The organism is Nocardioides zeae (assembly GCF_010686755.1).
GTDB lineage: Bacteria > Actinomycetota > Actinomycetes > Propionibacteriales > Nocardioidaceae > Nocardioides > Nocardioides zeae.
Window position 1 is genome coordinate 80,368 of sequence record NZ_JAAGXA010000008.1, and the last position, 15,853, is coordinate 96,220.

Here is a 15,853-nt window from a genome sequence, read left to right on the forward strand (position 1 = left end):
CTCGATCCCACATCTGGGCTATGTTCCGTCGCAGCGATCACGGCGAACCAACCGCGTCCACTCACCGAACGCCTCTCCGAGAACGCGGTCGCCGACCGATCGCTCGATCGCGATTGCGTCACACTGGGTTGACGCAGGAGAGGTCGGCCAACTGCGATCCCTCTCGCACCCATCAGCACGTGGAAGGAAGTGACATGCCCCGCTTGTGTCAGACGGACGGCCTCAGCGATGTGCAGACCGAGATCCTCAAGGCGGTGCGCGAGTTCGTCGACGAGCGGATCATCCCCGTCGCGCAGGAGCTGGAGCACGCCGACGAGTACCCGACGGAGATCATCGAGGGACTCAAGGAGCTGGGTGTCTTCGGCCTGACGATCCCCGAGGAGCACGGCGGCCTCGGGGAGTCGCTCCTGACGTACGCGCTCGTCGTGGAGGAGATCGCCCGCGGCTGGATGAGCGTCTCCGGCGTCATCAACACGCACTTCATCGTGGCGTACCTGCTGATGCAGCACGGCACGGAGGAGCAGAAGGCGAAGTACCTGCCGAGGATGGCGACGGGCGAGGTGCGCGGCGCGTTCTCGATGTCGGAGCCGGGGCTCGGCTCGGACGTCTCGGCGGTGTCCACGAAGGCCGTCAAGCAGGACGACGGGTCGTACTCGATCACCGGCCAGAAGATGTGGCTGACCAACGGCGGCACGTCGACGCTCGTCGCGGTCCTCACCAAGACCGACGAGGGCGCCGAGTCGGTCTACAAGAACATGACGACCTTCCTCGTCGAGAAGGAGCCCGGCTTCGGCGAGACCGCCCAGGGCGTCACCGTGCCCGGCAAGCTCGAGAAGATGGGCTACAAGGGCGTCGAGACCACCGAGCTCATCCTCGAGGGCCACCAGATCGGGGCCGACCAGATCCTCGGCGGCGAGCCCGGCAAGGGCTTCTTCCAGATGATGGACGGCGTCGAGGTCGGCCGCGTCAACGTCGCCGCCCGCGCCTGCGGCCTCGCCTGGCGCGGCTTCGAGCTGGGCATCGCCTACGCCCAGCAGCGCAAGACGTTCGGCAAGGCGATCGCCGAGCACCAGGCGGTGCTCTTCCGGCTCGCCGAGATGGCCACGAAGGTCGAGACCATCCACACGATGATGGTGCGCGCCGCCCGCCTCAAGGACACGGGTCAGCGGATGGACGTCGAGGCCGGCATGGCGAAGATGCTCGCCTCTGAGTACGCCAACGAGGTCGTCGAGGACTCCTTCCGCATCCACGGCGGCTACGGCTACTCCAAGGAGTACGAGATCGAGCGGCTCATGCGCGAGGTCAAGTTCATGCTCATCGGCGAGGGCACGAGCGACATCCAGAAGATGATCATCGGCCGGAGCCTGCTCAAGGACTACAAGCTGAAGGCCTGACCCCCTCGCACCTCCAGGACGTCATGCGTAACGCCGGCCCCGACCGCCGGGGCGCATGACGTCCCGGGGGCGGTGGCTCCGCGGCGTACGGCGGGGGGACGGCTGGGGGGGCACCCGCTCGGGGTGCCGCGAAATGTGCAGCTGGGACACGCCCGCCGCGACCAGAGCCGTACCAGCCGCACAGTTCCGCGCCCTCTGGCCGCGAGGCCAGGCAGCGAGCCGACCGGCCCTTCCGGGACGTCATGCGGAGCGCGGGCCCCGTCCACCGGAACGCATGACGTCCCGAGGGTGGTGCCGCGGGCCAGGTCAGGCCAGGTACGGGTCGCACCAGGCGCTGATCAGCCGCGCGGCGCGCTTCGCCTGGCCCGGCGCGGTCAGCAGGTGGTCGGCACCCTCGAGCGCGACGAAGCTCCGCGGGTGGCGCGCCCGCTGGAAGATCTCGCTGGCGTTGCCGACGCCGACCGTGTTGTCGGTCGGCGAGTGCATGACGAGCAGGGGTTGCCGCAGCCGGTCGATGCGGTCGCGGAACTCGGCCCGGCGCACGTCCTCGACGAACTCCCGCGTCAGCTTGAGCGTCTTGCCCCCGACCCTCCACTCCGCCTCGCCGTCGTCGAGGACGCGGTCGACCAACGCGTCGTACTGGTGCTCCGCGTGCCCGGGGTCCACCGGCGCGGCGAGCGAGGCGACGGCGGAGACGGGGGCTCCGTCGGAGGCGGCGGCGATCGCGGCCGCCCCGCCCCAGGAGTGCCCGACGAGCAGGGACGCCGGGGTGCCCCGCTCCGCCATGAAGGCGACCGCCTGCTTCGTGTCGGCGACCTTCACCGTGAACGATCCGCGGCCCCACTCCCCCTCGGAGTCGACGAGGCCGAGGGCGTCGAACCGCAGCATGCCGATGCCCTCACGGGCGAGCTGCTTGCTGACGCGGGCGGCCGCCGGCGAGTCCTTGCCGAGGGTGAACCCGTGGACGAAGACGCCCCAGCCGCGCACCTCCCCCTCCGGCTCGTCGACGAGCCCGGCGAGCCGAGGTCCGGTCGAGCTGGCGAACGACACGCGTGTGGCCACGTTCTCTCCTCCGTACGGCGCGGTGCGGACGTTCTACGTCATGACGCGCCCGATCAGTACTCCCCACGCCGACGCAGCTCGCGCGGGCGTCCGTCGGGGTCGTGGAGCAGCAGGTACGGCGCGGACGCCAGCATCCGCGCCGCCCGGCCGAGCCGGGGTGGGTAGATGCGCCGCAGGCGGCCCGGGGGACGTGGTCCGACCCGGCCCCCGGCGTGCCAGGCATCCAGGTCGGCGGCGGCCCGGGCGAAGGTGGCGAACATCGCGACCGGGTCGGCGCAGTCCTCCATCGGGTCGTCCTCGCCCCGGTCGAGGTGCTCGGCGGCCAGCGCGAGGCGCAGCCGACGGGCGTACTCGTCCGCCTCGTCGACGACCACCACCGACAGCTCGGAGTCGTGGGTCCACGACCGCCGGTTGAAGTTGTCGGACCCGATCGTGGTCCACGTGTCGTCGATGACGCAGGTCTTGGCGTGCACGTAGACGGGGGTGCCCGCGTGGTTCTCCAGGCCGTAGACCGCCACCCGATCGGGCGCCGCCCGGTGCATCGGCTCCATCGCACGCCGCCGTCCCTCCCGTTGCGCGAGCCGGTTGAGGCCCGTCACGTCGGGGTGGAGCGGCACGATGACGACGACGTGCAGGTCGGGGTGGGTCGTGAGGGCGTCGGCGAACACCTGGCCGACGTGGTCGCCCCAGAGGTACTGGTCCTCGACGTACACCAGCCGCCGCGCCTGCTCGAGCGCCTTCGTGTAGCCGTGGGCCACGCTGCGCTCGCCCCCGTGCGCGAAGGCGTAGTCGCGGCCCCCGCGCAGGTCGGGGTAGGTGCGCAGCAGCTGGACCGCGTGGGTGCCGCCCGGCACGGGCGGCGGGGGCGGCGCCTGCGGCGGCAGCGGGTCGGGCGTCACGTCGAGCCCGCGGAGCCGGTCGCGCACGAGGATGATCGGGCTGTGGCGCAGCGAGGTCGGGTCCTCCCAGCGCTCCCGGAAGGTCGTCTCCACGTCGTGCACCGCCGGCCCCGTCACGGCCGCCTGGATGTCGTGCCAGGGCGGGCGCGCGCCGTACTCCTCCGGCATCCCCGGCACCGGCTGCGGGTCGCCGGCGTGCGCGGCGGTGTCGCGGCGCGAGTGCGCGAGGTCGATGCCTCCGACGAAGGCGATGTCGCGCGACGGGTCGTCGCCGTGGCGGATCACCACCAGCTTCTGGTGGTGCGACCCCCCGATCCGCACCCGCATGTCGAGGATCGCCTCGGCGCCCCGTCGCTGCAGCGCGCGGCCGAGGTTCGCGTTCTGTCGGGCCGTGAAGCCGGTGAGGTCGCTGTGGGAGCGCCAGACCAGGCCACGCACGTCCGCGCCGCGCTCGTCCGCGCGGCCGAGGACGTCGAGCACGGTGCTAGCGGGGTCGTCCGTGAGCAGCTGGTCGGCGTCGCCCTGCCAGTCGGTGAACAGCACGAGGTCGCCCGGTCCCGTCGCGTCGATGCGCTCGAGGAGCTCGGCGAAGTAGGTGGCGCCGTGCACGAGCGGTCGCACCCGGTTGTCGGTGGACCACGCCACCCCACCCGGGTGGAGGTCGTCGACCCGGGTGCGGGGGTTGCCGCGCTCCCGGGCGGTCAGGAGCCAGCCCTCGGGTCCTCCTCGGTCCGCCACGTCCCCAGCCTGCCACTCCGCGGCCGACCCAGGCCACGTCCCGATCGCCGCCACCCGCGTAAGGAACGCCGCCGACGTGCGTCCTCTCTCCCGGGAGACGAGACGTGGGCGGCGATCCCGACCACGCCGGCGATGGGAAGAGGAGCAGCATGCGCATGCGACGGGGACGGACCGACCGGGGCGCCGCGGGGCGGCGCCGCCGCGCGGCGGAGGCACCGGCGCTCTCGGAGGACGAGGCCGCGGCGGTGGCGTCGCTCTTCGCGGCGGAGCTGCGTCGCGGGTGGATCCCCCGGGAGCGCGACCTGCGCGCCGGGGCCGAGGCGATCGCGCGACGTCGCGGGAGGCCCGCGGAGTTGTGTTGAATGAGGCCGTGACCAGCTCTTTCGCGCTCGCGGTGCACACCGCCGCGCTCGTCGTCGCGGGGGCGCTGACGGTCGTCGCCCTCGTCCGCCGGGACCGTCTCGTGGCGGGGCGCACCGTCGCGCTGGCCTGCGCGTCCGCCGCGGTGTGGGCCGGGCACGTCGTGTGGTTCGAGGCGTTCGGGCTGTCCCGCGCGCTGCTGCTGTGGCTGCCGGCCGTCGGGGCCACCTGCGGTCTGCTGTGGACGGTGGCCCGCCGCATGACGGACGCCGCCTGGCGTCCGTCGCGCGCCGTCGTGGCCCTGCTCGTGGCCGAGCCCCTCCTCGTGGCCGGCTGGCAGGTGCTGCTGGGGCCCCACGCGGTCGTCTCCGTGGGCGGGGCGACGGTGACCTTCGGCTGGCTCTTCGCCCTCCACACGGCCTACTGCTTCGCCCTGCTCCTGCTCACGGTCCTCGCCCTCGCGCGCCGCAGCAACGACCGGGCCGGCGCGGTGCGCCTCCAGGCGGCCGCGATCCAGTGGGGTGCCGTGGCCGCGCTCGTCGCGGAGGCGCTGCGCCTGCAGCTGACGGACGTGGCGGCGGTCGTCGCGCTCGCGGTCTTCGTCGGTGCCGGCGTCCGCGGCGCGTCCCGTCCGGTCGTGCCCCCGTCCTCCGAACGCCTGCTCGACGACCTCGGCGCCCTCGTGCTCGCCTTCGACGCCGACCGGCGGCTCGTCGAGTGGAACCGTCCGACCGAGCTGCTCCTCGCCCTCACCGGCCGCGACCCGGCCGTGGGCGACGCCGCCGCGGACGTCCTCGGCGTCGACCTCCCGTTCGCCGACGGCACCGTCCTCGACGTACTGGTCGCGGGCGGCACCACCCGGCTCACCGGCTTCTGCCACGCCCTGTACGACGCGGGCGACGGCGGCGGCTGGGCCGTGGTGCTCCGCCGGATCGGACGCCGGGTCCCGGAGGAGGCTCCCCCGGTGGCCCGCACCCCCGCCCGCACGGCACTGCGCAGCCTGCCGGAGCACGACGCCGAGACCGGGCTGCTCACGCCCCTCGGCCTGGTCGAGCAGCTCGGCGCCCACCTCCACGACACCGGGCCGCGGGTCGACGACGCGTCCGCCCGCCGCGCCGTCGTGGCGCTCGTCGAGCCCGGGCCCGACCACGTCGCGCAGGACGCCCGGGCCCTCGGGCGCTGGGCGGAGGAGCACGAGAACCCCGTGGGCGTCGCCCGCTGGACCTCGGGGCGCCTGGCCGTCGTCGCCCTCGCCGAGCGGGACCCCGAGGACGCGCAGGCGATCGCCCGCGACGTACGCTCCGCGGTCTCCGCCGAGGCCCGCATCGAGGTGCTCCACGGCGACGGTGACCTCGCCGCGGTGCTCTCCCTCATCGGGGAGGCGGAGGGTCGCCTGACGGCGGGGTGACCGGCACGCCCGGCTCGAGGTCGGCCAGCAGTCGCCGCAGGCCGGCGGCCGCGGAGACGGACGTCGGGGCGAGCGGCACGATCGCGACGTCCGCGTCGACCCCCGGCCCCGACGCCCCGCGCAGCGCACGGACCGCCACGGCGGCACGGTCCGCCAGGTCGTCCGCACGCTCCGGCAGCACCACGGCGTGCCCGTCCGTCGGGAGCGCGACCAGGTCGTCGGCGGCGCCGAACACCTCGCGCACGACGTCGGCGAGGAGGGACCCGAGGTCGCCGTACGTCGCGGGAGCGGCCCCCGCCGCCGCGGACGCGACCAGGCGGAGCACCACCACCTCGTGCGGCGAGGCGGACGGGCGGTCGTCACGGCCCACGAGCGCCCACACGAGGTCGTCCGGCGAGACCAGCCCCCCGTCGCGCTGCGCCGAGCGGCGTTCGAGCTCGCCGTGGTGGTCGGACCAGGCCAGCGTGGCGACCCGCAGCACGTCGAGGGGCAGGGGCTCCCCGTCGTCGAGGTCGCAGAGCAGCCGGAGGTCGCCCATCAGCGTCTCCATGGACAGGCCGTCCTCCGCCGTCGTCCGCGCCATCGCGGCCACGTCCTCCAGCAGGCCGCGGACCTCGGGCGGCAGGGTGGCGGGATCAGCACCCCGGCGGCCGAACGGGTCGGACGGCTCGGGGGTCGGGCTCATCCGGCGGACCGGCCGAGCAGGCGCTCGTGCTCGGCCGAGCCGACCGCGACCCGCTCGACGGTCACGGTGCACCGTCGCGTCGTGAGCTCGGAGCAGGCCGCGGCGAAGGTCGCGACCGCGGCGGTGGCGTCGCCGCCCGTCTGGACGACCACCCGCGCGACGGACTCCGCGGGCACGAGCAGCACCTCGCTGCCGGGCAGGTGCTCGGCGGCGACGAGGGAGACGGTGCGCAGGTCCTCCGCGGGGGCCCCGGCGCCGTCGGGTCGCGCGACGTGGAGGCCCGCGAGCCGCACCGTCACGATCTCGACCGTGCCGGCACGGCGGGGGCGGCGCGTCGCGTCGGACGGTCCCGTCGGGTCGCCCGTCGCCCGCACGCCGAGGAAGGTGTCCGACCAGGCGAGGGCCGACTGCTCCACGAGCGCGCTGACCTCGTCGGCGGTCCAGGCCGGCCCGAGGAGGTCGACGACCTGCTCGAGGTCGTGGAGCAGCCGCCGCAGGTCGTCGCCGCGCCGGGCGTAGTCGTGGGCCACCCGGCGCAGCGCGTCCTCGTCGAGGGGTCCGTCCGTGCCGTCCGGCCACAGCTCCCCGACCAGGAGGGCGAGCGCCGCCGCCGGGGGCGCGCCACGGCGCCCGCGGAGCCTCGGGCGAGGGCGCGGTCCGGAGCGGCCGTGCGGGCGGTCGGTCATGGGCGGGGTCATCCTAGGGCGGTTCCGGGGGCGGACGGAGGCTCCTCGCACTAAAGTGTGATCCCGTGCCTGTATCCGTCGCCGCCCTCGATGCGAGGGGTGCCGTCGACGCCCGGCTCGTCGACCTGGCCTCGGACGCCGACCTGCTGGAGCAGGCCCGGGCGGGTGGTCCTGGCGCCGCCTCCGCCGCCACGGCCGAGCTCTACCGCCGCCACCGCGACGTGGCGCTCCGCCTCGCGGGCCGGCTGTGCGACGAGCGCGACGTGGAGGACGTCGTGGCCGACGCCTTCGCCCGGGTGCTCGCCCAGCTCGCCACCGGCGGCGGCCCCCGCAGCTCCTTCCGGGCCTACCTGCTCACCGCGGTGCGGCACGCCCACGTCGACCACGTGCGGCGCGACGCCCCGCTCGTGTGGACCGACGCCCCGGAGCCGACCGCGGCCGTCCCGGACGAGACGGAGCGCCGCGAGGAGTCGCGGCTCCTGAGCGGGGTGCTCCGGGCGCTGCCCGACCGCTGGCAGCTCGTGCTGTGGTGGACGCTCGTCGAGCGCCGCTCCCTCGAGGACGTGGGCGCCCGCCTCCACCTCAACCCGAACGCAGCGGCCGCCCTCGCCTTCCGGGCGCGCGAGGGCCTCCGGCTGGCGTACGTCGCGGCGCACGTCGCCCGCGCCGCCGACCCCCGCTGCGCGCCGTGGCGCGACCGCCTGGCGAGCCTCCACCTCGGGCGCCTGCCGGACGACCAGGCCGACGCCGTCCGCGGCCACCTGGAGGGCTGCGGGGGCTGCGCCGCGACGTACGACGAGCTCCGTCGGCTGCGGCCCGCGACGCTGGTCGCGGCCTGACGCCTGGGGCGGGCGGCCTGCTCGTCCGAGCGGCACCACCGTCCCAGTTCGTGCCCTGGGGCCGGTCCCGTGGCAGGCGAGCCATCGGTCCACCCGGATCCGACGAGCGCGCGGGGCCGCGACAAGGGTCACGAACGACAGCGGATCCGCAGTCCGGAGTGGCGTTCGTGCCCCTTTCCGCGCGCCACGTCCAGCGCGGCGCGGGCCACGCTCAGCGCGGCACCGCGTCGACGAGCTCGGCGAAGGCGACGAGCCGCTGGTCGGTGTGGAACAGCTCCGCGCACGTGGTGAGGGTCAGCAGCCGCGCGTCCGGTCCCGCGTCGGGGCCGGTCCCCCCGGCGTCGGGGTTCTCGGGCACCGGATCGACGACCCAGGTGGCCGTGAACGGCACCTCGAGCGCGTCGCCGGCGGTGACGAGGCGGTAGGTGTAGGTCGTCGTGCGGGTGTCCACCAGCACGAGGTCGCCGACCTCCAGCTCGGTCATGCGGCGCAGCGGCTCGCCGTGGGTGATGCGGTGGCCGGCGACGGCGAGGTTGCCGACCTCGCCGGGGCCGGCGCTGCCGTCGAAGTGCCCGAGCCCGGCGGCGAGCACGTCGTCGTCGGTGCCCGCGAGCAGCGGCACGGCGTAGTCGTCGCCGAAGCGGGGCACCCGCACGATCGCGAGGGCGTCGCCGACGTCGGTGCGGGCGGTGTCGTCACCGGCGTCCCAGGCGTCCTCGAGCGCCGCGACGCCCTCGTCGTGCCGTCGCTCCGCGAGGAGGGTGGTGCCCCAGAGCTGCCACGCGACGTACCCGAGCACCCCGAGGCCCGCCACGACGAGCAGGAGCCCCGTCGCCGTGAGGACGCGTCGGCTCATCCCGCCACCGGGGCGCGGCGCACGTTGACGGTGCAGGCGGTGGCACCGGCGGGCACCTCCGCGGTGACCTCGACCGTGCGGGACGCACCCGGTGCGAGGTCCTCGACCGTCGCGACGCCGCGGGCCACGACGTCGGAGGTGGCGGTGGTCCAGCTGACGACGACCGCGTAGTCCGCGGCCGTGCCACCGCTGTTCGTCAGCTCCCCCGCGACCGACCGAGGGCCGGTCGCGACGTCGCACTCCGCCCCGGCGAGGTCGCCACGGGCGCCCGTGCCTCCCTCCAGCACGGGCGCCGGGGGCAGGTCCGCCGGGGAGACCCGGCCCTCGTCGAGGCTGGGGTCCGTCGACGAGGGCCGGGGGCTCGAGGGCTCGGACAGGGCCCCCTCGTCCCCGCCGCTGCACGCGGCGGGGACGAGGAGGAGCACCGGCACGAGGGCCGCCGTCAGGAGACGACGGGTCACGCGGTCCGCCGACGGCGTCCGCGCCAGACCAGCGCGGCACCGGCGCCGAGGAGCAGCGCCGCGAGGCCGAGCAGGCCGGCCGCCGGGCCGCCCGTGTCGGGCAGGGCCGGACCCGACGGGGCGGGCTTCGGCGGGGCCGGCGAGGACGCGACCGGGGTGGTCGTGTCCGACGGCGGCGAGACCACCGGCGGCACCGTGTCGCACCCGGCCGGGGTGCACCCGCCGGCCGTCGCGCGGTTGAGGATCGGGCCGTCGGCGACGTCCGCCGCCGTGACCTCGTAGTCCGCCTCGCACGTGGTGCTCTCCCCCGGCGCGAGGGTGGTCTCGCGGCAGGAGATCGCGACGTCGGCGTCGTCCAGCATCGGGTCGTCGATGGTGATCGAGGAGATCGTCACGGCACCCGTGTTGGTGACGTCGAACCGGTAGGTGATGGTGTCGCCCACCTGCGCGGGCCCACCGCCGGCCACGGCGTTGGACTTCACGAGCCCGAGCGTCGCGGTCGTCTCCGTCGGCGTGTCCGTCGTCGACGGCGGGGAGTCCACCGGGTCCTCGTCGCCGCCGACCGGCGTGCCGGTCGCGGTCGCCGCGTTGTGGACCGTGCCGGCGTCGACGTCGGCCTGCGTGACGACGTAGGGCTCGTCGACGACGCAGAACACGGTGTCGCCGGCGCGCACGGTGGTCGCCTCGCAGGTGATGGTGCCGACCTTCGGGTCGTTCACGACGACGTCGACGAGCGTGACGTTGCCGGTGTTGGTGACCTCGAAGCCGTACCAGATCTCCTCGCCCAGGTCGGCCACGCCGTCCTGGTCGAGGTCCTCGAGCTCGGCGAGCTTGACGATCGCGAGGCCGGGCACGGCCTCGATCGGGGTGGAGGTGGAGTCGGGGTCGGAGCCGACGGGGTCGCCGTCGGGGTCCGTCGCCCCCGCGGTCGCGGTGTTGTCCACCGAGCCCGCGTCCACGTCGTCACGCGTGATCTCGTACGGCGCGGCCGAGCACGTCACCGACGCCCCCGGCGCCAGCACGCCCGCGGGGCAGGTCAGCCCGCCCAGCATCGGGTCGCTGATCGCCACGGCGCTCAGCGGCACGTTGCCCGTGTTGGTCACCACGAACGTGTAGGCGATGGTGTCGCCCGCGTCGGTGGTGCCCGACGAGTTCACGTCGACGGGCGTGCCCGCCTGCTTGTCCAGCGCCAGGCTCGGCGCCGGCGTGTCGACCGGCGTCGTGGTGGAGTCCTCGTTGGAGGTCACCTCGTCGCCGTCCGGGTCCTCGCCCACGGAGGTGGCCACGTTCACCACGGCACCCGCGACCTCGTCCGCCTCCGTCACCACGTACGACGCGTCGGCGGCGCACTCCGTCGACGCACCCGGCGCCAGGCTCGTGACCTCGCAGGTCACGGTGCCCGCCAGCGGGTCGACGACGCGCACGTCGGAGACCGGCACGTTGCCGTCGTTGGTGACGGTGAACGTGTAGGCGATCGTGTCGCCGGCGTCGGTGAGGCCCGAGCCGTTGACGTCGACCGGCGTGCCCGCGAACTTGTCGAGGGTCAGCACCGGCGCCGGCGTCGCGACCGGCGTGTTCGTCGAGTCCGGGTCGCTGGTGACGGGGTCCCCGTCCGGGTCCTCGCCCTCGACGGTGGCCGTGTTGGTGACGACCGCGGCGGTCTCGTCGGCGTCGGTCACGACGTACGGCGCGTCGGCGGCGCACTCCGTGGTCTCGCCCGGCGCGAGGCTGGTGGCCTCGCAGGTCACCGCACCGACGAGCGGGTCGGAGACCGCGATGTCGGTGACCGGGACGTTGCCCGTGTTGGTCACCGTGAAGGTGAAGGCGATGGTGTCGCCCGCGTCGGTGATGCCGGAACCGTTGACGTCGACCGGCGTGCCGGCGCGCTTCTCGAGCAGCAGGGCCGGCGCCGGGCGCTCGACCGGCGTGGTCGTCGTGTCCTCGTCGGAGACGACGTCCTCGTCGTACGGGTCGCTGCCCACCGCCGTCGCCACGTTCGTGACGGAGCCGGCGAGCTCGTTGGCCTCGGTGACCACGTAGGCCTCGTCGGCCGCGCAGTCGGTCGCCTCGCCCGGCGCGAGGCTCGTCGCCTCGCAGGTGACGTCGCCGACGAGCGGGTCCTGCACGCGGATCGCGTCGACCGGCACGTTGCCCGTGTTGGTCACCGTGAACGTGTAGGCGATGGTGTCGCCCGCGTCGGTGATGCCCGAGCCGTTGACGTCGACCGGCGTGCCCGCGAACTTCTCGAGCGTCAGCTCGGGCTCGGGGAGGTCGGTCGGGGTGGAGGTGGAGTCGGGGTCGGAGCCGACGGGGTCGCCGTCGGGGTCGGTGGCTCCCGCGGTCGCGGTGTTGTCCACCGAGCCCGCGTCCACGTCGTCACGCGTGATCTCGTACGGCGCGGCCGAGCACGTCACCGACGCCCCCGGCGCCAGCACGCCCGCCGGGCAGGTCAGCCCGGTCAGCATCGGGTCGCTGATCGCGACCGCGCGCAGCGGGACGTTGCCGGTGTTCGTGACCACGAAGGAGTAGGTGATCGTGTCGCCCGCGTCGGTCAGGCCCGAGCCGTTGACGTCGACCGGGGTGCCCGCCTGCTTGTCCAGCGCCAGGCTCGGCGCCGGCGCGTCGACCGGCGTGGTCGTGGAGTCCTCGTCCGAGGTGACGGGGTCGCCCGACGGGTCCTCACCCGCGGCGGTGGCCACGTTCACCACGGCACCTGCGGTCTCGTCCGCCTCCGTCACCACGTACGGCGCGTCGGCGGCGCACTCCGCCTCCTCGCCGGGCTCCAGGCTCGTGACGTCGCAGGTCACCGCACCGACGAGCGGGTCGGAGACCGCGACGTCGGTGACCGGGACGTTGCCCGTGTTCGTGACCGTGAAGGTGTAGGCGATCGTGTCGCCCGCGTCGGTGAGGCCCGAGCCGTTGACGTCGACCGGCGTGCCGGCCCGCTTCTCGAGCGTGAGCGCCGCGTCGTGGTCGATCGGGGTGCTCGTGCTGTCGTCGTCGGTGACGTCGGGGTCGCCGGGCACGCCGGTGTTGCCCGAGGCCGTGGCCGTGTTGTCGACGACGCCGGCGGTCACGTCCGCCTGCGTGAGCACGTACGGCGCGGCCGTGCACGTCACGTCCTCGCCGGGCGCGAGGGCGCCGGGCGGGCAGGTGACGGCGCCGACCTTCGGGTCGGAGACCGCGACGGTCGCCAGCGGCACGGGGCCGGTGTTGGTGACGACGAAGGTGTAGGTGATCGTCGAGCCGGCGGTGCTGCCCGTCGGGGTGCCCGCGATCTTGTCGAGCTCCAGCGACGGACGCTTCGCGGTGTTGGTGAAGGTGCACAGGGCCGCGACGCCGGCGGCGCCGCCGTTGGGCATCGTGAAGCTGCCGGTCGTGCCCGTGCCGCTGGCGATCGTGCTGCCCGTGTTCTCGTCGACGCAGGCCCAGGCCGCGTCGTACCGGCTCGCGAGGGTGCCGTTGCCGCTCTCGGCCACGGTGTACGTCGTGCCCGTGAGCCCGAAGACGGGACCGGCGGTCTCGGCGGGCGTCGCCTGCAGGCCGGAGTCGCTGCCCGCCGTCGTCGCCGTGTTGCCGGTGGTGATGCCGCCGCCCGTCACGGCGAGCGTGGCCTGGTCACCCGCGACGGCGCGGCCGTCCGGGAAGTCCTTCTGCACGCGGATCGTGTTGGGCGAGGCGCACGATGCGAGGTCCACGGAGCCCGACAGCGCCAGCGGCGAGGACGAGAGGATCGCACCCGTCGAGGGGTTGACCTCGAACAGCTGGTTGCCGCTCGCCAGGTAGAGCAGGCCCGAGCCCGCGAACGCGATGCCGTTGATGGCCTGGTTGGACGGGGTCGAGATGTCGGTGATCTGGCGACCCGTCACCGTCACGGCGGGACCGCTCGTCGGGATCTCCTGGTCGATGACGGAGACGACGTTGGAGCCGTTCGCACCGCCGACGACGTACATGCGGCCCTGCTGGTCGAAGACCCAGTCGCCGTTGGCGCCGCCGGTCGGGATCGTGCCGCTCGCGACCAGGCCGATCGAGGTGTTGGTCGTGGTGTCGAAGCCGTAGACCTGCACGGTCGAGCCGCTGAAGCCGCCGTAGTAGTAGAACCCGTTGAGCGGGTTCACCGCACCGTGGGTCACGGGGGTGCTCGCCGCGCCGGCGCCGAGCGCCGTCGTGGTGTCGCTCGCCCGGTCGTGGCGGTAGATGGTGCGGCCGGTGCCCTGGGCCGCGGGCAGCACGCCGAACGCCTGGCTGCCGTCGTCGGAGATGCCGAGGCCGTTGAGGCTGCCGGTGGCGCCGATGTCGAAGGTGCCGACGCTGGTCTGCGTGCCGTCGTCCCCGAGCGCCCAGATGTTGCGGGGCGAGGCCCCCTGGATCGAGTAGACCGTGCCGCAGTCCAACGCCGGAGCCGCGGTCGCGGGCGCGGCGGCCAGCGACAGGGTCACCCCCGTGAGCCCCGACGCCACCACGACCGTGGCGGCCGCGTGCGCGAACCACCGCCGCGCCCTGCTCGTGCCGGACCGACCGGCTCCCCCTCGTGTGCCCCCACGCACACGCACGTGCTTGCTCAACGCTTTCCCCACATCGTCGTCTCGAGCCCCGGGTCGCGGGGCGTGCGGTCGAGCGACCGCAGGGTGAGGACGGGGTGGAGCGGAGTTCCTTACGCGGTTCTCAGGAGAATTTCGAGTGGTCTGGATCACAACGGTTCGCAGGGCGGGGATGGCGGCGTCGTGGCCTAGGATCCGCCGCACGGGGGACGCCTGGTCGAGTCGCACGACGAGGTAGCACGACGCGATGTCGGCACGACGTCGCGCGACGCGATGTCCCGTCGACGACACCGCGACCAGGACCATGACCGCTGCAGCGCACCCACCGGAGCCCACCGAGCCGATCGGGGCGGACGAGCCCCCGGACTCCGCGCTGCTGACGCGGGCGCGCGCGGGCGACGCCGAGGCCGTCGCGGCGCTCTTCGAGCGCTACCACCCGGTGGCGCTGGCCCTGGCGACCCGGCACGCCGGCCCCGACCTCGCCCCCGACATCGCCGCGACCGCGTTCGAGCGGATCCTCCGGCTGCTCCGGCAGGGCAAGGGCCCGACGACCGCGTTCCGTCCCTACCTGGCCGCGACCGTCAACAGCGCCTGGGTCGACCACGTGCGCCGCGACTCCCGCCTCGTGCTCGTCGAGGACGACGACGACCTGGAGCCGCTCGTCCCCGCGCCGTCGGACGGCGCCGACGACCGCTTCGACCGTGCGACCGTCGCCGCCGCGTTCGCCGACCTGCCGCCGCGCTGGCAGCACGTGCTGTGGCACACCGCGGTCGAGGGCATGGCGCACGACGAGGTGGGCGAGGCGCTCGGGCTGACCGGCAACGCCGTCGGCGTGCTGGCCCACCGCGCCCGGGAGGGACTGCGCACCGCCTACCTCGACGCCCACCTCGCCGCAGCCGCCGACGCGGGCTGCCGGCGCACGACGCCCCTGCTGGGCGCCTACGTGCGCGGCGCGATGTCCGTCGGCAAGCGCCAGCGCGTCACCGAGCACCTCGCCGACTGCGCCCGGTGCCGCCACGCCGTCGACGAGCTCGGCCAGATCTCGGCGAACCTCGGCGCCGTGCTGCTGCCCCTGCTGGGGCTGCTCGCGGCGTCGGGCCTGCCCGGTGCCGCGACCGGCACCGCCCCCGGGCCCGGTCGGTCGCGCACCCGGCGGCACCCGCGCCGTACGACGCAGGTCGGCGTGGTCGCGGCGGCCGTCGTCGCCGTCGCCCTGGCGGCGGCTGCGGCCGTGCTCCAGCCGTGGGCCGGGTCGGACGCGGGACCGGCGATCGCGACGGCCCCGTCCGCGGTGGCCGAGCCGGGTGGCCCTGATGAGCCGGACGGTCCGGATGAGCCCGGCGAGCCGGGTGCTCCCGCGGCCGTCGCCGACCCGACCCCGGCACCCGGGGTTCCGGTGGCGTCGCCCGCGCCCGGTGCGCCGGCCCCGGACGCCGAGCCCCCGGCCGCGGCGAGCCCCGGCACCACGCAGCCCTCGTCCGAGCCGACCCCCTCCCCGGGCGCGCCGTCGGAGCCCTCGCCGGAGCCCGCGCCCGGCCCCTCCCCGGAACCGCCGAGCACCGACCCGGCGGCCAACCCCCGCTTCGAGCGGTCGCGACTGGTCGCGGCCCCCGGCCCGCAGCCCGGGTGGACGCGCGTGACGGTCCCGGTCGTCGCGGCCTCGCCCGGCACGGTCGTCACGATGAGCGTCCGCGGCGCACGGGAGGTCTGCCTCGTCGGCGCCGGGGAGCCCCGCTGCACGACGGGACCGGTCTCGGGCTGGACGGTCCCGGCGCTCGGCGCCGCGGAGCCGCTGGTGGTCGAGGTGCGGCACGACGCGCTGGCGTGGATCGGGTTCGGCCTCGAGGCGCTCGACCGTCCCGACGACGTCCCCGCCGACAACCAGGTCGACGCGATCCTGCACCCGGGCGGCTGAGTCCCGGGG

Annotated in this window: 12 protein-coding genes; 5 read left to right on the forward strand and 7 right to left on the reverse strand. The window is 75.0% G+C overall.

What is annotated here, in order from left to right; all coding sequences use genetic code 11:
• Positions 1-194 precede the first annotated feature (194 nt).
• Positions 195-1,394: an acyl-CoA dehydrogenase family protein gene (locus G3T38_RS12610; RefSeq protein WP_163772664.1), complete on the forward strand. Its 1,200-nt coding sequence runs from the start codon at positions 195-197 to the stop codon at positions 1,392-1,394.
• Between the two features lie 306 nt (positions 1,395-1,700).
• Here G3T38_RS12610 and G3T38_RS12615 read toward each other — a convergent pair whose 3' ends face one another.
• A complete protein-coding gene (locus G3T38_RS12615) occupies positions 1,701-2,456 on the reverse strand; it encodes an alpha/beta fold hydrolase (protein WP_163772665.1) in 756 nt (251 codons plus the stop codon).
• Between the two features lie 53 nt (positions 2,457-2,509).
• Positions 2,510-4,093 carry a phospholipase D-like domain-containing protein gene (locus G3T38_RS12620; RefSeq protein WP_163772666.1) on the reverse strand — a complete coding sequence of 528 codons (1,584 nt, stop codon included), beginning with the start codon at positions 4,091-4,093 and terminating at the stop codon, positions 2,510-2,512.
• Between the two features lie 155 nt (positions 4,094-4,248).
• On the opposite strand from G3T38_RS12620, the gene G3T38_RS12625 reads away from it, so the two are divergent.
• Both G3T38_RS12625 and G3T38_RS12630 read left to right on the forward strand, forming a co-directional pair.
• Positions 4,249-4,455: a hypothetical protein gene (locus tag G3T38_RS12625; protein WP_163772667.1), complete on the forward strand. Its 207-nt coding sequence runs from the start codon at positions 4,249-4,251 to the stop codon at positions 4,453-4,455.
• A gap of 8 nt (positions 4,456-4,463) precedes the next feature.
• Positions 4,464-5,861, forward strand: coding sequence for a histidine kinase N-terminal 7TM domain-containing protein (locus G3T38_RS12630; protein WP_163772668.1), 1,398 nt, complete (start codon positions 4,464-4,466; stop codon positions 5,859-5,861).
• On the opposite strand, the gene G3T38_RS12635 is transcribed toward G3T38_RS12630, so the two are convergent.
• Together G3T38_RS12635 and G3T38_RS12640 are read right to left on the reverse strand one after the other, a co-directional pair.
• Positions 5,824-6,546 (reverse strand): hypothetical protein, encoded by a 723-nt coding sequence (locus G3T38_RS12635; protein ID WP_163772669.1) that lies wholly within the window; start codon positions 6,544-6,546, stop codon positions 5,824-5,826. The genes G3T38_RS12630 and G3T38_RS12635 overlap by 38 nt on opposite strands.
• Complete coding sequence (locus G3T38_RS12640; protein WP_163772670.1) at positions 6,543-7,232, reverse strand: hypothetical protein; 690 nt, start codon at positions 7,230-7,232, stop codon at positions 6,543-6,545. Before G3T38_RS12640 ends, G3T38_RS12635 begins: the two co-directional genes overlap by 4 nt.
• A gap of 65 nt (positions 7,233-7,297) precedes the next feature.
• On the opposite strand from G3T38_RS12640, the gene G3T38_RS12645 reads away from it, so the two are divergent.
• Positions 7,298-8,071: a sigma-70 family RNA polymerase sigma factor gene (locus tag G3T38_RS12645; RefSeq protein WP_163772671.1), complete on the forward strand. Its 774-nt coding sequence runs from the start codon at positions 7,298-7,300 to the stop codon at positions 8,069-8,071.
• Positions 8,072-8,282: 211 nt separating this feature from the next.
• Here G3T38_RS12645 and G3T38_RS12650 read toward each other — a convergent pair whose 3' ends face one another.
• From G3T38_RS12650 to G3T38_RS12660, 3 genes are read right to left on the reverse strand one after another with little or no spacing between them, the layout of a single operon-like run.
• A complete protein-coding gene (locus G3T38_RS12650; protein WP_163772672.1) occupies positions 8,283-8,927 on the reverse strand; it encodes a class E sortase in 645 nt (214 codons plus the stop codon).
• Positions 8,924-9,388 (reverse strand): FxLYD domain-containing protein, encoded by a 465-nt coding sequence (locus G3T38_RS12655; protein WP_163772673.1) that lies wholly within the window; start codon positions 9,386-9,388, stop codon positions 8,924-8,926. The genes G3T38_RS12650 and G3T38_RS12655 overlap by 4 nt, the downstream gene beginning before the upstream one ends.
• Positions 9,385-13,827, reverse strand: coding sequence for a DUF7507 domain-containing protein (locus tag G3T38_RS12660; RefSeq protein WP_163772674.1), 4,443 nt, complete (start codon positions 13,825-13,827; stop codon positions 9,385-9,387). The genes G3T38_RS12655 and G3T38_RS12660 overlap by 4 nt, the downstream gene beginning before the upstream one ends.
• Before the next feature lie 406 nt (positions 13,828-14,233).
• Here G3T38_RS12660 and G3T38_RS22235 point away from each other — a divergent pair, with 406 nt between their 5' ends.
• On the forward strand, positions 14,234-15,844 hold the full coding sequence (locus G3T38_RS22235) for a sigma-70 family RNA polymerase sigma factor (protein WP_163772675.1): 1,611 nt from the start codon (positions 14,234-14,236) through the stop codon (positions 15,842-15,844).
• The last annotated feature ends 9 nt before the right edge of the window (positions 15,845-15,853 follow it).